Below are 13,926 nucleotides of genomic sequence, written 5' to 3' on the forward strand. Positions count from 1 at the left end.
ATCATTGTGACCCCATGAGCAAACCCACAGCCCTTTTCATCGATGGCGAGAATATCTCCGCCACTTTTGCTTCCCAGATCCTCAAGTTCGCGCCAGGCGCTTTCATCCGGCGTGCCTACGGTGATGTCGCGCAGATTAGATCGTGGGGCGACAGCCCTTCGATCCGGCTGGTGCATTCCGGAAGCGGCAAGAACGCAGGAGACGTGTTGCTCGCCCTCGACGCACTCGAGCTCGCTTTGGAACGACGCGCCGAACGGTTCGTCATCGCAAGCTCCGATGGTGACTTCACCCACCTCGCGACCAGGCTCCGCGAAAAAGGGATGGAAGTGCTCGGCGTCGGACAGGAGAAAGCGCCGAAGGCATTTCGTGAAAGCTGTTCAGTGTTTCATCTGCTGAAGTCAAAAACGACCGCAGCTCCGGCACGACCGCCAGCAGTCAAGAAATCTGCCAGTCTCGATGAAAAAATTTGCGCAGCGATCGAGACACACAGCAAGGACGGCGCTGGAGTGCCTCTCGCGGAACTGGCCACGATCATGAAGAAAGACCACGGGGTCTTAATCGGGAACTTGCCAGATAAAAAGTGGCGCCCCTATTTCTCGAACCGTCCGAACCTCTTCGCGCTTGATCCAAAGGGGCCCAAGGCACGCGTGCGATGCCGTCCTAATGGATTTTCTCAACTTTCCGCCGCAGCGAAATAGCCAGAATGCAAAACGCCCGCCCCTTTCGGGACGGGCGCAATGATGCGCGTAAGCTCTTCGATCACTCGATCGGGCGGAACTCGCCTCTGTCTTCGGACGCGAGGCTCACCACCACGATGGCGATGAAGGCCGCGATGAAGCCCGGGATGATCTCGTAGAGGAACGAGCCCCAGCCCAGCGAAATCCAGACGATCACGGTCAGCGCACCGACGACGAGGCCAGCCACGCCGCCCAGACCCGTCATCCGCTTCCAGGTCAGCGACAGGATGATCAGCGGACCGAAGGCGGCCCCGAACCCGGCCCATGCGTTCGACACGAGGCCTAGCACTTTGCTGTCGGGGTTCGACGCGATGATGATCGCAGCGATCCCCACAGCCAGCACCGCGAGACGGCCGACATTCACCAGCGTGCGGTCCGACGCGTCCTTGTTGAAGACGATCTTGTAGAAGTCTTCGGTCAGCGACGAGGACGACACCAGAAGCTGGCTCGACACGGTCGACATGATCGCTGCCAGAAGCGCAGCATAGAGGAAGCCGGTCACCAGCGGATGGAACAGCAGGTTCGACAGGATGATGAAGATCGTCTCCGGATCCTGCACGTCGAGCCCGTTACGCTGCGCATAGGCGCGGCCGAAGATACCGACCGAGATAGCGCCGATCAGCGAGATCGCCATCCAGCCCATACCGATATTCCGTGCTTTCGGCACATCGGCAACCGAGCGCACGGCCATGAAGCGCACGATGATATGCGGCTGGCCGAAATAGCCCAGACCCCAGGCGACCGCCGAGAGCCAGCCCGCGAAGGTCAGCCCGTTCGTCATCGAGAGGAAATTCGGGTCGATATCGGTCAACCGGCTCGCAGCCGCGTCCACGCCGTCGCCCTGACCGGTCGTGAGGATCACGATCGGCATGATGACGAGCGCGAGCATCATGATGCAGCCCTGCACGAAATCGGTGAGCGACACCGCGAGGAAGCCGCCGATCACGGTGTAGACCAGCACGACACCCAGCGTCAGGATCACGCCGGTCATGTAGCTGCCACCGAAGGCGCTGGCGAAGAGCTTGCCACCGCCGACGAGGCCCGACGCGGTGTAGACCGCGAAGAACACCACGATGATCACCGCCGAAACCATCCGCAGCAAGGTCGCGTGGCTCGGGAAGCGATTGGCGAGGAAGCCGGGGATGGTCAGCGCGTTGTCATAGCGCTCGGTCTGCTCGCGCAGGCGCGGCGCCACGACGATCCAGTTCACGAAAGCGCCGACGAAAAGGCCGATGCCGATCCAGCTTTGGGTCAGGCCCGACACGAAGAGCGCGCCCGGCAGGCCCAGAAGCAGCCAGCCCGACATGTCCGATGCGCCTGCCGACAGGGCGGCCACCGCGGGCGGCAGGTTACGCCCGCCCAGCATATATTCCTCGGAGCTCGACGTGGACTTGCGCCACGCATAGACCCCGATGGCCAGCATCAGCACGAAATACAGTGCCAAGCTGATCCAGACTCCGATCTGCATATCTCAATCCTCCCTGTTAACGCACCTGCAAGGTAGGGCAGATGCTTGCGTTTTCCCGTTTGGAGCGGACGATACAGGAGGACAAGAAGTCGAACCGACCAAAGTTTTTTGGTGGGAAGATCATTTACCCAAAAGTTTTTAAATTTGCAGGCAGAAGGACTGTTGTTGCCAATTTTCGCAATTCAGTCGGAATAGTGCAAATGAAAACGCCCGCACCAAAGGCACGGGCGTTTCGAATTCCAATCCGAGGCGGATTAGCGGCGCAGGCCGAGACGCTCGATCAGCGACTGGTAACGTGCGACGTCTTTCGCCTTCAGGTAGTCGAGCAGCTTGCGGCGCTGCGCGACGAGCATCAGAAGACCACGACGCGAGTGGTTGTCTTTCTTGTGCTCTTTGAAGTGCTCGGTCAGGTTCGCGATGCGCTTGGTCAGAACTGCGACCTGAACTTCGGGAGAACCGGTGTCACCTTCTTTGGTGCCGTATTCCTTGATAAGCGCGTTCTTGTCTTCGACAGTGATCGACATCGGGATCTCCTTACATTGAGGGTTCGGGCGCAAGCCGGGATGTCGTCCAGCAAGGTCCATAGACTGCCCCTTTCGGAACAGATGCGCGCGTATAGACGCGAATCGTCTTGTTGAAAAGCCTTATTTCAAAGCGCTATGGCCTGCTGCGCCGCGAATTGCGCAGGCGTGAGCAGCGCCACGTCCTGCGCGCTCAGCCCCGCCGCGTCCAGCACCTCGGCCAGCCGGATGCCGTCGAGCAGGATCCACGCCGCATCGGGATGCGCCTCGGAAGGCTCGATACTGATCTGCGGCGTGGCGGTGCCCTGCGGATCGTAGATGACCGCCAACCGATCCTGCCCGACCGTGTAATCTGCGATTGTCGCAGGGGCGTCCGGATCGATCCAATCGCCCAGCGCGAAACTGTCGCCCTCTTCGCCGCCATGCAGCCAATCGCCCGAGCCGCCTAGCAGCACGTCCTCCCCTGCCCCGCCATTGAGCGTATCGGCATCGGCCGCCCCCGCATCGCCCGTCTCCGTTGTGACGCCGATCAGCAGATCGTTCCCGGCGTCGCCGTTCAACTCGTCGCGCCCGGCATCGCCGGTCAACGTATCCGAGCCATCCGCCCCGATCAGCGTATCATCGCCGGCACCGCCCGCGAGCATATCATCGCCCGCGCCGCCGATCAGCGTGTCCTCCCCGGCCTCGCCAAAGAGCCGGTCCGCGCCGAACCCGCCCGAGAGGAAATCCGCCTCCGTGCCGCCGACGAGTTCATCCTCGCCGTCGCCGCCGGTCAGCGTGTCGGCCCCCGCGTCGCCCCAGAGCGTATCTTTCCCGGACGCCCCGAGGAGCTGGTCGTCGCCGTCCCCGCCCCAGAGGCTGTCATCGCCATCATAGCCATTGATCTGATCGTCGCCCGCCTCACCAGCGATCGCATCGTCGGAGGTATCGCCCCAAGTGATGTCATCCCCCGGTCCCGGCTCGGACGGCGAGACCGGCGCGGGTGCGATTTCTCCGGCGCTGACCTCGGCCAGCAGAGAGACCTCGCCAACCTCGGCATCAGCGGTCTCGAGATCGTCCGGCGGCGTCTCCTCCTCGGGTTCGGAGGATACCACCATGAGACCCGCCGTGGCGCCCGCCATCAGCAGGCCCAGAAAACCCGACAGAAACAACATCTCTCTCACCCCCGTGAAGATGCGAGAAATCTACCGTTGCCGGCGCGGATACCCTAGAAAACAAGCGTTAAATGCTTAACGGCGCGCTCAGCCTTCGGGGGTGGACCACAGCTCGGGCTGATGCTCATAGGCGATATAGAGCGGATGTTTCGGCGCGCCCGCCTTGGTCAGGCCGAGGTGATGCAGCGCCCGACCGCTTTCGCGAAGTAGGCCCTCCACCGCAGCGCCCCGCGACAGATGCGCGCCATGCGCGCCCCAGGCGCAGATGATCCGGTCCTCGGGGCCGCCCGCCCAGTCGAGGCTCTCGCGGATCGCCGCATCGTTCTCCGGCCCGACCGGGTCCGGCTGCGCCCGCATCACCTTCGGATCGGTCGCGCGATAGGCGAAGATATTGGTCACCCGGAACGCCCCGAAGCCCAGCGCCCGCGCGCGGCGCTCGCAGCGCTCCACGGTCGGGTCGTTCTGCACCTCGGTCGCGGTCGAGGGGTTGAGCATGATGAACAGCGCCCGCGGCTTGCTGTCATCCCAGACCCGCGTGAGCAGATAGCGGTAATTCTCGCAATCCGAATAGACCGCGATGGAGGGGGCGTCGCCTTTGATATGCTCGCGGGTGATCATCTCTCGTCCTAACCGTAATGTGCGTGACAGAGGGCGGATGCCTCCGGCGGGGATATTTGGACCAAGGGGAAGGGGCGCGTCAAAGGTTGAAGACGCGGCTCGGATGGACCTCGCCGGATTTATAGATACCGACGGCAAGCGGCTTGCCGTCATGGCTGACCCAGACTTCCTCGCCCCATTCGGCCTCGCCCGGCAGCACCATCCCCGGATTGCCGTTCTTCAGCCGCACCGCGCCCTCGGGCGTAGCCTTGAGCTGCGGCAGATCATCAAGGCCCAACTCCACGGGCAACAATTTTTCGTCGAGCTCGGGCGTCTTCGCCAGCTCTTCGATCTCTTCCAGCGTGATCCCGTCGCTCGCCTCGAAGGGCCCCGACCATTCGCGGCGCAGCCAGAGGACGTGGCCGAGACAGCCGAGCTTCTGACCCAGATCGCGCGCGATGGAGCGCACATAGCCGCCCTTGCCGCAGACCAGCTCCAGCTCGACGGTGTCGGCATCGGGACGGCCCAGCATCACGAGGCTTTCGACGTAGAGAGGCCGCGCGGCCAGTTCCATTTCCTCGCCCGCACGGGCCAGCGCATAGGCGCGCTCGCCATCGACCTTCACGGCGGAGAACTGCGGCGGCACCTGTTCGATATCGCCTTCGAAGGCGGTCAGCGCGGCGGCAATCTCTTCATCCGTGGGGCGCAGATCGGAGGTCCGGGTCACCTCGCCCTCGGCATCGTCGGTCTTGGTCGCAGCGCCCAGCCGCACCTGAAACCGGTAGCATTTCAGCGCATCGGTGATGAACGGCACCGTCTTCGTGGCCTCGCCCAGCGCGACCGCCAGCACCCCGGTCGCCGCCGGGTCGAGCGTGCCCGCATGGCCCGCCTTCTTGGCGCCCAGCGCCCAGCGCACCTTGTTCACCACCGAGGTGGAGGTGATGTCTGCGGGCTTGTCCACGATCAGCCAGCCGGAAATGTCGCGACCCTTCTTGCGTGCCATGAGGCCTCCATATTCGACAGGGTGCGCCTGCTAGCCCAAGCGGCGCGAGCCGTCAATCTCCAGCAGCGGGGGCGGCAGGCGCGATCAGTGCGACGATCGGTCCCATCGGCAGGCCCATATCCTCACGCCCCTGACCGGGCACGGTCAGCCGCGAAATCTTGCCGTCGAGATAGAGCGCGTTCGGCACCTGCATCTCGTCACGGAAGAAACGGCCGAATTCGTGAAAGCTCACTGGCGCGTCGGAGATCGCGAAATAGGCGGTCTTGCCATCGGCCGAGACCCCCACCCCGTTGCGGATATTCTTCGACGTGCCATCGGCGAGAAATTTCGGATGCAGCGCGCCGTCGATCACCAGCATCGGCCCCGATTGCGTCGCATAGGTGCAGTCCTTCGGATCGGCGGCGAAGGCGCGCGATTCCGTCACCGAGAACCTGTCTCCGATGCAGAAGACCCCGTTGGGCAGCAGGCCGAAATTGCCCGGCCCTTCCGAGGTGACGATCGAATGCAGCTCTTTGCCGTTCTCGATGAACAGACCCACCGGCTTGCGATCAGGATGGTACATCCCAGCATTCATCGCGAAGACGACACGGTCGCCCTGGGGAACGACCTCGGAAAGCCGCTCGGGCGTGCCGATCAGATTGCCGTCGGGATCGTCGAGGAACAGCTTCAGGTCCTGCCCGAGCTTGGCTTCGCAGACCGTGTAGGTCGTTCCGTCGAAGCTGCGATCCGCACAGGGTGCGTCGGCCAGCGCAGGCGTGGCCAGCAGCATCAGCGCCGCAGCATTAGTCGCGATCGTCTTCATCGTCTTCGTCATCGTCGCGCGCAGCGATATCGCGCTGCACCGTCTCGTCCGAGAATATCCGACGCGTCTCATCGAGACGGTCATAGGTCTCGTCCAGCCGGAAGCGCAGATCGGGGCTGTACTTCGCGGTCATTTCCTTGCCGAGCAAGCGGCGCAGTTCGCCCTTGTTGCGCGCAAGCGCCGCGATCAGCTCTTTCCCGCCTTCGCCGCCCAAGGGCGTGACATAGGCGGTCGCGACCTTCAGGTCGGGAGAGCAGCGCACCTCGCCCACCGTCACCGAGACGCGGTTGAGGTCGGGATCATGCACATCGCCCCGCATCAGGAGGTCCGACAGCGTGCGTCGGATCAACTCGCCCATGCGAAGCTGACGTTGCGAAGGGCCATCGCCCGAGGAGAAACGGTTCTTTGCCATGGCGCTCACATAGGGCGTCTGCGGGTTTTGCGCAACGGGGGCTTTGCCAAGCCCGCCTGTGCAAGCTAGATAGCGCGAAACCGTGAAGGAGAAAGACATGAGCGACCTGCCGGGCATCGTGATTACCGGAGCGTCGGGCCGGATGGGCCAGATGCTGATCCGCACCGTGAGCGAGAGCGACAAGGCGCGCCTTGTGGGCGCCGTCGAACGCACGGGCCACGACTGGGTCGGCAAAGATCTGGGCGAGGCGATGGGCGGCGCGCCGAACGGCGTGATCGTGACCGACGATCCGCTCGAGGCGTTTTCCGGCGCGCAGGCGGTGATCGACTTCACCGCGCCCGCCGCAACCCGCGAATTCGCCAAGATCGCGGCGCAGGCACGCCTGACCCATGTGATCGGCACGACCGGCATGGACGAGGACGACATCGCGGCGCTCGCACCTTGCGCGCGGCACGCCGTGATCGTGCGGGCGGGGAACATGAGCCTTGGGGTGAACCTTCTCACGCAGCTGACGAAGAAAGTCGCACAGGCGCTCGATGCCGATTGGGATATCGAGGTGATCGAGGCGCATCACAACAAGAAGGTCGACGCGCCCTCGGGCACCGCGCTGATGCTGGGCGAGGCGGCGGCGGAAGGCCGTGGCATCTCGCTCGAAGACAATCGCGAGTCGGGCCGCGACGGAATCACCGGCGCGCGCAAGCATGGTGCGATCGGCTTCTCGGCCATCCGTGGCGGCGATATCGTCGGTGAGCATGACGTGCTGTTCGCCGGTATGGGCGAGCGGATCATCCTGCGCCATGTCGCCACCGATCGCGCCATCTTCGCGCGCGGCGCGCTCAAGGCCGCGCTCTGGGGTCAGGACAAGCGCCCCGGCGAATACGATATGCTGGACGTGCTGGGGCTCTGAAAGGCGCCCTCTTCCTCTTGGTTCAAATATCCCGGGGGTCCGGGGGCAGCGCCCCCGGCCTCTGAGACCGCGCCTCGATCAGAAGTCGATCGCGAGGCCTTTCTTCTCCCAATCGCCGTAGCGCACGGGCTCGGGTCCGTCGCGGCCGCCAAGCTCGGTCGGCAGTTCCGCCGCCTGCGCGTTCTTGCGGCGCTCCTCGGCTTCGGCGAGCGCGCGGATCGCGGCGGGCGGCAGGTCGCGGGTCTCTTCGGGCTGATCGGACATGGCGCGTACTTTCTTGTCTGTGGATCGGGGCATGATATAGGCCCGTGCTTAAGCCGCAACAAGCCAGGAAGCCGCAGCCCATGTCCAGACCCGACCCCGCGCGCCGCGCAGCCCTTGGCCTGATTGTGGGCGTTCTCGAGGATCGCGAGAGCCTCGCCGAGCAGATCGGTGCGGAGGCGCTCGACGGGCTGGAGCCGTCGCAACGCGCTCGCGCCCAGCGCCTCGCGACGACGACGCTGCGCCATTTGGGCCGCGCCGACCGGATCATTAAACCGCATCTGCGCCGCCGCACGCCAACGGATGTGATGGCGATCCTGCGGCTGGCCACGGTCGAGCTGCTGGAAGAAAAGCAAGCGCCGCATGGCGTGGTCGATGCGGCCGTGACGCTGGTGAAATCGGCCGGACCGAAGCTGCAAAGCTTCTCGGGGCTGGTGAATGCCGTGCTGCGCAAGGTCTCCGAGGAAGGCGAGAAATGGGCCGCGACGCCCGCGCCGGAAATGCCGGGCTGGCTGCGCGGGCGCGTGATGTCGTCCTTTGGCAAAAAGGCCGCGCAGGCTATGGAACTCGCCCATTTGGCGGGCGCACCGCTCGATCTGAGCGTGAAGGACGATGCCGCAGGCTGGGCCGAGACGCTGGGGGCGAGGCTTCTGCCGACGGGATCGCTGCGGCTGACCGATCCGGGCAAAGTGTCCGAGCTGGCCGGTTTCGAAGACGGCGCGTGGTGGGTGCAGGATGCCGCCGCCGCGCTGCCGGCGAAGCTGCTGGCCCCTGAGGCGGGCGCACGCGTGCTCGACCTGTGTGCGGCCCCCGGCGGCAAGACGTTGCAACTCGCTGCGATGGGGGCCGATGTGACCGCCCTCGATATTTCCGAGGCGCGGCTGGAGCGGCTGGCGGAAAACCTCGACCGGACGCAGATGGAGGCCGAGATCGTCGCCGCCGATGCGCTCGAATGGGAGCCTGACGCGCCCTTCGACGCGATCCTGCTCGATGCGCCCTGCTCGGCCACCGGCACGATCCGCCGCCATCCCGACCTGCCCTTCATCAAGGACGGCGCCTCGATCAAGCCGCTTTTCGCGCTGCAGGAACAGCTTCTGAACCGTGCGCTGCAATGGCTCAAGCCCGGCGGCACGCTGGTCTATGCGACCTGCTCGCTTCTGCCCGAAGAGGGCGAGGCGCAGATCAAGGCGGCGCTTGCCCGGCATCCGGACCTCACCGTGATCCGTCCCGACCTGCCCGGCATCGCGCCCGACTGGATCACCGAGGAGGGCGGGCTGCGGCTGCGGCCCGATTTCTGGCCTGATCTCGGGGGGATGGACGGGTTCTACATGGCGCGACTGCAACGCTCTGCGTGAACCGACCGCCGAGGCGGTGACAGCGCGCCTGCCTCCCAGTAACGTGACCGCATTCCCCGACAGAAGGGCATGCAAGCGGCAACGGAATGGGTAAGGACAGAACCCGATCATCGGCAAAATTCGGCACGGCGCTGAACCGCCTTGCTGCTGCGCGCGCAGGCCGTGCGCAGACGGCGACCGGATTCGTCAGCCAGCCCGAGCCGCGCACGATCGGCTCTTACGCCAAGGGCCGACAACTCGTGCAGGGCAACTTCCTGTTTGCGGGCTCTTTGATCGAAGGTCCGGGGGTCAATATCTGGGATCTGCCGATCCCCGGCCCGGCTTTCGAGGATGCGCTGCAGGGCTGCGGCTGGCTCGACGATCTCGCGGCGCTGGGCACCCGCGAGGCGCGCCTGCGCGCACAGGACTGGGTCTTCGGCTGGATCGACCGCTTCGGCGACGGCAGCGGTCCGGGCTGGACCCCCGATCTGACGGGCCGCCGCCTGATCCGCTGGATCAACCATGCAATCCTGCTGCTGAACGGACGCGAGCGCGAGGATGCCGACCGGTTCTTCCGTGCACTCGGCCAACAGACGATCTTCCTTTCGAAACGCTGGGCGGGCGCGGCCTGCGGGCTGCCGCGGTTTGAGGCGCTGACGGGGCTTGTCTATGCGGGGCTCGCCCTGACCGGGATGGAGCGCCATGCCGACCCCGCGCTGGAGGCCCTGTCGCGCGATTGCGCGGTGGAGATCGACGCCGAGGGAGGGATCGCGACCCGAAACCCCGAGGAACTTCTGGAAATTCTGACTCTCCTGAACTGGGCGGCAGAGGCGCTGGAGACGGCAGGGCGCACGCCGCCCGGTCCGATCCTCGATGCGATCGCGCGGATCGCGCCCACTCTGCGCGCGCTGCGCCACTCCGATGGGGCACTGGCGCGGTTTCACGGTGGTGGACGCGGACCCGAAGGGCGGCTCGACACTGCGCTCTCGGCGACCGGTATCCGCAGCGTCCGGCGCGAGCCGATCGCGATGGGTTTCGTGCGGATGCAGGGCGGGCGCGGCTCGCTGATCATCGACGCGGCACGACCGCCGCAGGGCGAGGCCTCGGCCAATGCCCATGCTTCGACACTGGCCTTCGAACTGACCTCGGGCCGCCGCCCGCTTATAGTCAATTGCGGCTCGGGTGCGCAATTCGGCTCTGACTGGCACCGCGCAGGCCGCGCCACCGCCAGCCATTCGACCCTCTCGATCTACGGCTATTCCTCGTCCCGCCTCGGCCCCGAGCGCCTGTTCGGACGGGCCCCGCGCGCCTATCTCGACAAGACGCCGAAAACCGTCTGGTTCAAGCCCGACGACCTGTCCGAGACCGGGATGATCTTCGGCCATGACGGCTATGCCGAGACCCATGGCATGTCGCATATCCGGGAACTGGACCTGAGCGTCGACGGGCGCGAGTTGCGCGGGCGCGACACGCTGGGCGCGATGACGCCTGACGACATCGACCGGTTCGACCAGATCTTCGAGCGTGAGGGCCTGCGCGGCATTCCCTTCGACATCCGCTTTCACCTGCATCCCGATTGCGACGCGGCGCTCGATCTGGGCGGCACCGCCGTCTCGGTCGCGCTGCGCACCGGAGAAATCTGGATTTTCCGCCATGACGGGGTCGCCGATCTGGCGCTGGAACCCTCGGTTTACCTCGAAAAAGGGCGCATTCGCCCGCGTCCCGCGCAACAGATCGTGCTTTCCAGCAAGGTTCTGGACCGGGCTTGCCAGATTGGCTGGACCTTTTCGCAAGCACGCGATAACTCCACGGCCATCGACGCGCCCTGACCTTGGGGCAGATCCCGAGGATGGCCCTGGGCGCCCCTGACCTGAGCCTTGCGAGGAGCTGCCCGTGACCCGCCCGATCCCCCTGACCCGTGCGCTGATTTCCGTTTCCGACAAGACCGGACTGGTCGACTTCGCCCAGGCGCTTGCCGCGCGCGGCGTCGAACTTCTCTCGACCGGCGGCACCGCCAAGACCCTGCGCGAAGCTGGCCTCAGCGTGCGTGACGTCGCCGATCTGACGGGCTTCCCGGAGATGATGGACGGCCGCGTGAAGACGCTGCATCCGAAAGTGCATGGCGGCCTGCTCGCGCTGCGTGACAACGAAGAGCACCTCGCCGCGATGGAAGCGCACCAGATCGAGGCGATCGACCTGCTGGTGGTGAACCTCTACCCGTTCGAGGAAACGGTCGCGAAGGGCGCCGATTACGACACCTGCATCGAGAATATCGATATCGGTGGTCCGGCGATGATCCGGGCTGCGGCGAAGAACCACGCCTTCGTGTCGACCGTCGTGGATGTCGAGGATTACGCCGCCGTTCTGGAAGAGCTCGACGCGAATGACGGCGCGACCTCCTACCCGTTCCGCCAGCGCCTCGCTCAGATCGCCTATGCCCGCACCGCGGCCTATGACGCCGCCGTCTCGACCTGGATGGCGGGTGCCATCGGCGAAGAAACCCCGCGCCGCCGTGCATTCGCAGGCACGCTCGCGCAGACCCTGCGCTACGGCGAGAACCCGCATCAGTCGGCGGCCTTCTATCTCGACGGCACGAACCGCCCCGGCGTCGCGACCGCCAAGCAGCTTCAGGGTAAGGAGCTGAGCTACAATAACATCAACGACACCGATGCCGCCTATGAGCTGGTTTCGGAATTCGGCACCGAAAAACCCGCCGTCGCGATCATCAAGCACGCCAACCCCTGCGGCGTTGCGACCGGCGAGACCGTGATCGAGGCCTATAAGCGCGCCTTCGACTGCGATCGCACCTCGGCCTTCGGCGGTATCATCGCGCTGAACCAGACGCTGGATGCGGCGACCGCCGAAGAGATCACCAAGATCTTCTCGGAAGTCATCATCGCGCCCTCGGTGGACGACGCCGCGAAAGAGGTCATCGCGAAGAAGAAGAACGTGCGCCTGCTGGAAACTGGCGGCCTGCCCGACATCACCGCACCGATCACGACCTATCGTCAGGTCGCGGGCGGCTTCCTCGTGCAGGACAAGGACAATGGCGTGATCACGCTGGACGATCTGAAAGTCGTGACCGAGCGCCAGCCCTCGGAACAGGAGCTCAAAGACCTGCTGTTTGCGTGGAAAGTCGCGAAACACGTCAAGTCGAACGCGATCATTTACGTCAAGGACGGCGCGACCGTCGGCGTGGGCGCGGGCCAGATGAGCCGTGTCGACTCGACCCGGATCGCGGCGCGCAAGGCTGAAGACATGATGGAAGCCGCTGGCCTGACCGAGACGCCCACCAAGGGATCGGTCGTGGCGTCCGACGCCTTCTTCCCCTTCGCTGACGGTCTGATCACCGCGGCTGAGGCCGGCGCCACCGCGATCATCCAGCCCGGCGGCTCGATGCGCGATCAGGAAGTGATCGACGCGGCGAACGAGCGCGGCCTCGCGATGGTCTTCACCGGAATGCGCCATTTCCGCCACTGATCTGCCGGTATCTTTGCGTAGCCCGGTAGATACCGGGCTGCGCCTTCTGGCATGAAGACGTGACGAGAAACAAACGAGGGCCAGATGCGGCTAGCAGCGAAAGTGACAGCGGGCGTCCTGCTCCTCGACCAGGTGTCGAAATATATCGTCGTGCAGGGGATGCATCTCGATCAGCGCGGCGCGATCGACGTGGTCCCGCCCTATCTCAACTTTCGCATGGCATGGAATCGCGGCGTCAATTTCGGCCTGTTCTCCGGTGAAACCGACTGGATGCGCTGGGTGCTGATCATCGTCGCGCTGGTGATTTCGCTCTGGGTCTGGGTCTGGATCGCGCGTGAGCCGCACTCGGCGCGGGTGAATATCTCGGCAGGGCTGCTGGTCGGCGGTGCGCTTGGCAACGTGGTCGACAGGCTCGTCTATGGCGCGGTGGCGGACTTTCTGAACATGTCGCTGCCGGGCTGGCAGAACCCCTATTCTTTCAACGTCGCCGATGTGGCGATTTTCCTCGGCGCGGTCGGTCTGGTGCTGTTCACCGGCAAGGACCATCGCGCCAACGACGGCTAGCCTGTTTTTCGCAGGTGACGACGCTCCAATGTTGCGTTAAGACGGGGGCGGAACTGGCAAGGGAGTGGTTCATGCAGGCGAAGATCGGCACGCTCGGACTCGCGTTTACAGCGGTACTGACGCTGGCTGCCTGCGGCAATTCCCGCGACCCCAGCCTGATGAATCTGCGCTCTTCGCATCAAGGCCCCGATGAATTCGGCGTGATCCCGACGAAGCCGTTGGAGATGCCGGAGAATCTCGCTGCGCTGCCGCCGCCCACGCCGGGTGGCAAGAACATCACCGATCCCACGCCCGAGGCCGATGCCGTCGCCGCTCTTGGCGGCAATCCGCGCCGCCTCGACGAGACCGGTCAGGTCCCGACCTCGGATCGTGCGCTGGTCTCCGCGGCATCGCGTTACGGCAGCCAGTCGGGCATCCGCCAGACCCTCGCCGCCGAGGATTACCAGTGGCGCAAGGATCACGACGGTCGCCTGCTCGAGCGTCTGTTCCAGGTCTCGGTCTATTACAAAGCCTATAAGCCGATGGAGCTCGACCAGTCGGCAGAGCTTGAGCGTTGGCGCCGCCTCGGCGTCGTCACCCCCGGCGCCCCGCCCTCGGGTGCAGCGCAACAGGCGGTCAAGTAACTCGAAAAATCATCACGAGGACGTCACCGGCGTTTGCACGTCGGGCGAGAGTGCTTATCTTCG

The 13,926-nt window shown here is 65.0% G+C and carries 15 protein-coding genes; 7 read left to right on the top strand and 8 right to left on the bottom strand.

Translation table 11 applies throughout. From position 1 onward, the window contains the following. The first annotated feature begins 14 nt into the window (after positions 1–14). Positions 15–698: an NYN domain-containing protein gene (locus BMI87_RS11375; RefSeq protein WP_168175204.1), complete on the top strand. Its 684-nt coding sequence runs from the start codon at positions 15–17 to the stop codon at positions 696–698. 61 nt (positions 699–759) lie between these two features. Here BMI87_RS11375 and putP read toward each other — a convergent pair whose 3' ends face one another. The 7 genes from putP to rbfA all read right to left on the bottom strand — a co-directional run bounded on the left by putP (position 760) and on the right by rbfA (position 6,694). Continuing rightward, positions 760–2,205: a sodium/proline symporter PutP gene (putP, locus tag BMI87_RS11380; RefSeq protein WP_078521511.1), complete on the bottom strand. Its 1,446-nt coding sequence runs from the start codon at positions 2,203–2,205 to the stop codon at positions 760–762. 254 nt (positions 2,206–2,459) lie between these two features. Further along, positions 2,460–2,729 carry a 30S ribosomal protein S15 gene (gene rpsO / locus BMI87_RS11385; protein WP_075776826.1) on the bottom strand — a complete coding sequence of 90 codons (270 nt, stop codon included), beginning with the start codon at positions 2,727–2,729 and terminating at the stop codon, positions 2,460–2,462. A 125-nt stretch (positions 2,730–2,854) separates the two neighbouring features. Next, a complete protein-coding gene (locus BMI87_RS11390; protein WP_078521513.1) occupies positions 2,855–3,880 on the bottom strand; it encodes a calcium-binding protein in 1,026 nt (341 codons plus the stop codon). An 87-nt stretch (positions 3,881–3,967) separates the two neighbouring features. Continuing rightward, positions 3,968–4,498 carry a DUF1643 domain-containing protein gene (locus BMI87_RS11395; RefSeq protein WP_078521515.1) on the bottom strand — a complete coding sequence of 177 codons (531 nt, stop codon included), beginning with the start codon at positions 4,496–4,498 and terminating at the stop codon, positions 3,968–3,970. A gap of 79 nt (positions 4,499–4,577) precedes the next feature. Then, on the bottom strand, positions 4,578–5,480 hold the full coding sequence (gene truB / locus BMI87_RS11400; RefSeq protein WP_078521517.1) for a tRNA pseudouridine(55) synthase TruB: 903 nt from the start codon (positions 5,478–5,480) through the stop codon (positions 4,578–4,580). Positions 5,481–5,532: 52 nt separating this feature from the next. Then, on the bottom strand, positions 5,533–6,273 hold the full coding sequence (locus BMI87_RS11405; RefSeq protein ID WP_371326884.1) for a phosphodiester glycosidase family protein: 741 nt from the start codon (positions 6,271–6,273) through the stop codon (positions 5,533–5,535). Continuing rightward, the gene (gene rbfA, locus BMI87_RS11410; protein ID WP_078521678.1) at positions 6,263–6,694 is read right to left on the bottom strand and encodes a 30S ribosome-binding factor RbfA; all 432 of its coding nucleotides are present in this window, start codon (positions 6,692–6,694) and stop codon (positions 6,263–6,265) included. The genes BMI87_RS11405 and rbfA overlap by 11 nt, the downstream gene beginning before the upstream one ends. 97 nt (positions 6,695–6,791) lie before the next feature. On the opposite strand from rbfA, the gene dapB reads away from it, so the two are divergent. Beyond that, a complete protein-coding gene (gene dapB / locus BMI87_RS11415; RefSeq protein WP_078521521.1) occupies positions 6,792–7,601 on the top strand; it encodes a 4-hydroxy-tetrahydrodipicolinate reductase in 810 nt (269 codons plus the stop codon). 78 nt (positions 7,602–7,679) lie between these two features. On the opposite strand, the gene BMI87_RS11420 is transcribed toward dapB, so the two are convergent. Continuing rightward, positions 7,680–7,865, bottom strand: coding sequence for a DUF1674 domain-containing protein (locus BMI87_RS11420; protein ID WP_078521523.1), 186 nt, complete (start codon positions 7,863–7,865; stop codon positions 7,680–7,682). Positions 7,866–7,945: 80 nt separating this feature from the next. Here BMI87_RS11420 and BMI87_RS11425 point away from each other — a divergent pair, with 80 nt between their 5' ends. From BMI87_RS11425 to BMI87_RS11445, 5 genes are all read left to right on the top strand, one after another. Further along, positions 7,946–9,217: an RsmB/NOP family class I SAM-dependent RNA methyltransferase gene (locus tag BMI87_RS11425; protein ID WP_078521525.1), complete on the top strand. Its 1,272-nt coding sequence runs from the start codon at positions 7,946–7,948 to the stop codon at positions 9,215–9,217. 86 nt (positions 9,218–9,303) lie between these two features. Then, positions 9,304–11,025, top strand: coding sequence for a heparinase II/III family protein (locus BMI87_RS11430; protein WP_078521527.1), 1,722 nt, complete (start codon positions 9,304–9,306; stop codon positions 11,023–11,025). A gap of 64 nt (positions 11,026–11,089) precedes the next feature. Beyond that, positions 11,090–12,676: a bifunctional phosphoribosylaminoimidazolecarboxamide formyltransferase/IMP cyclohydrolase gene (gene purH, locus BMI87_RS11435; RefSeq protein WP_078521529.1), complete on the top strand. Its 1,587-nt coding sequence runs from the start codon at positions 11,090–11,092 to the stop codon at positions 12,674–12,676. An 84-nt stretch (positions 12,677–12,760) separates the two neighbouring features. Continuing rightward, positions 12,761–13,240 (top strand): signal peptidase II, encoded by a 480-nt coding sequence (lspA, locus tag BMI87_RS11440; protein ID WP_078521531.1) that lies wholly within the window; start codon positions 12,761–12,763, stop codon positions 13,238–13,240. Positions 13,241–13,311: 71 nt separating this feature from the next. Continuing rightward, positions 13,312–13,863, top strand: coding sequence for a DUF3035 domain-containing protein (locus BMI87_RS11445; RefSeq protein ID WP_078521533.1), 552 nt, complete (start codon positions 13,312–13,314; stop codon positions 13,861–13,863). The last annotated feature ends 63 nt before the right edge of the window (positions 13,864–13,926 follow it).

This window comes from Thioclava sp. F28-4 (genome assembly GCF_002020045.1).
Taxonomy (GTDB): domain Bacteria; phylum Pseudomonadota; class Alphaproteobacteria; order Rhodobacterales; family Rhodobacteraceae; genus Thioclava; species Thioclava sediminum.

Bases quoted from the DNA above. Each gene is read 5' to 3' on its own strand.
- rbfA (WP_078521678.1), bottom strand. From the start codon at position 6,694: ATGGCAAAGAACCGTTTCTCCTCGGGCGATGGCCCTTCGCAACGTCAG.
- BMI87_RS11390 (WP_078521513.1), bottom strand. From the start codon at position 3,880: ATGTTGTTTCTGTCGGGTTTTCTGGGCCTGCTGATGGCGGGCGCCACG.
- putP (WP_078521511.1), bottom strand. From the start codon at position 2,205: ATGCAGATCGGAGTCTGGATCAGCTTGGCACTGTATTTCGTGCTGATG.
- BMI87_RS11425 (WP_078521525.1), top strand. From the start codon at position 7,946: ATGTCCAGACCCGACCCCGCGCGCCGCGCAGCCCTTGGCCTGATTGTG.
- BMI87_RS11445 (WP_078521533.1), top strand. From the start codon at position 13,312: ATGCAGGCGAAGATCGGCACGCTCGGACTCGCGTTTACAGCGGTACTG.
- rpsO (WP_075776826.1), bottom strand. From the start codon at position 2,729: ATGTCGATCACTGTCGAAGACAAGAACGCGCTTATCAAGGAATACGGC.
- dapB (WP_078521521.1), top strand. From the start codon at position 6,792: ATGAGCGACCTGCCGGGCATCGTGATTACCGGAGCGTCGGGCCGGATG.
- lspA (WP_078521531.1), top strand. From the start codon at position 12,761: ATGCGGCTAGCAGCGAAAGTGACAGCGGGCGTCCTGCTCCTCGACCAG.
- truB (WP_078521517.1), bottom strand. From the start codon at position 5,480: ATGGCACGCAAGAAGGGTCGCGACATTTCCGGCTGGCTGATCGTGGAC.
- BMI87_RS11420 (WP_078521523.1), bottom strand. From the start codon at position 7,865: ATGTCCGATCAGCCCGAAGAGACCCGCGACCTGCCGCCCGCCGCGATC.
- BMI87_RS11395 (WP_078521515.1), bottom strand. From the start codon at position 4,498: ATGATCACCCGCGAGCATATCAAAGGCGACGCCCCCTCCATCGCGGTC.
- BMI87_RS11430 (WP_078521527.1), top strand. From the start codon at position 9,304: ATGGGTAAGGACAGAACCCGATCATCGGCAAAATTCGGCACGGCGCTG.
- BMI87_RS11375 (WP_168175204.1), top strand. From the start codon at position 15: ATGAGCAAACCCACAGCCCTTTTCATCGATGGCGAGAATATCTCCGCC.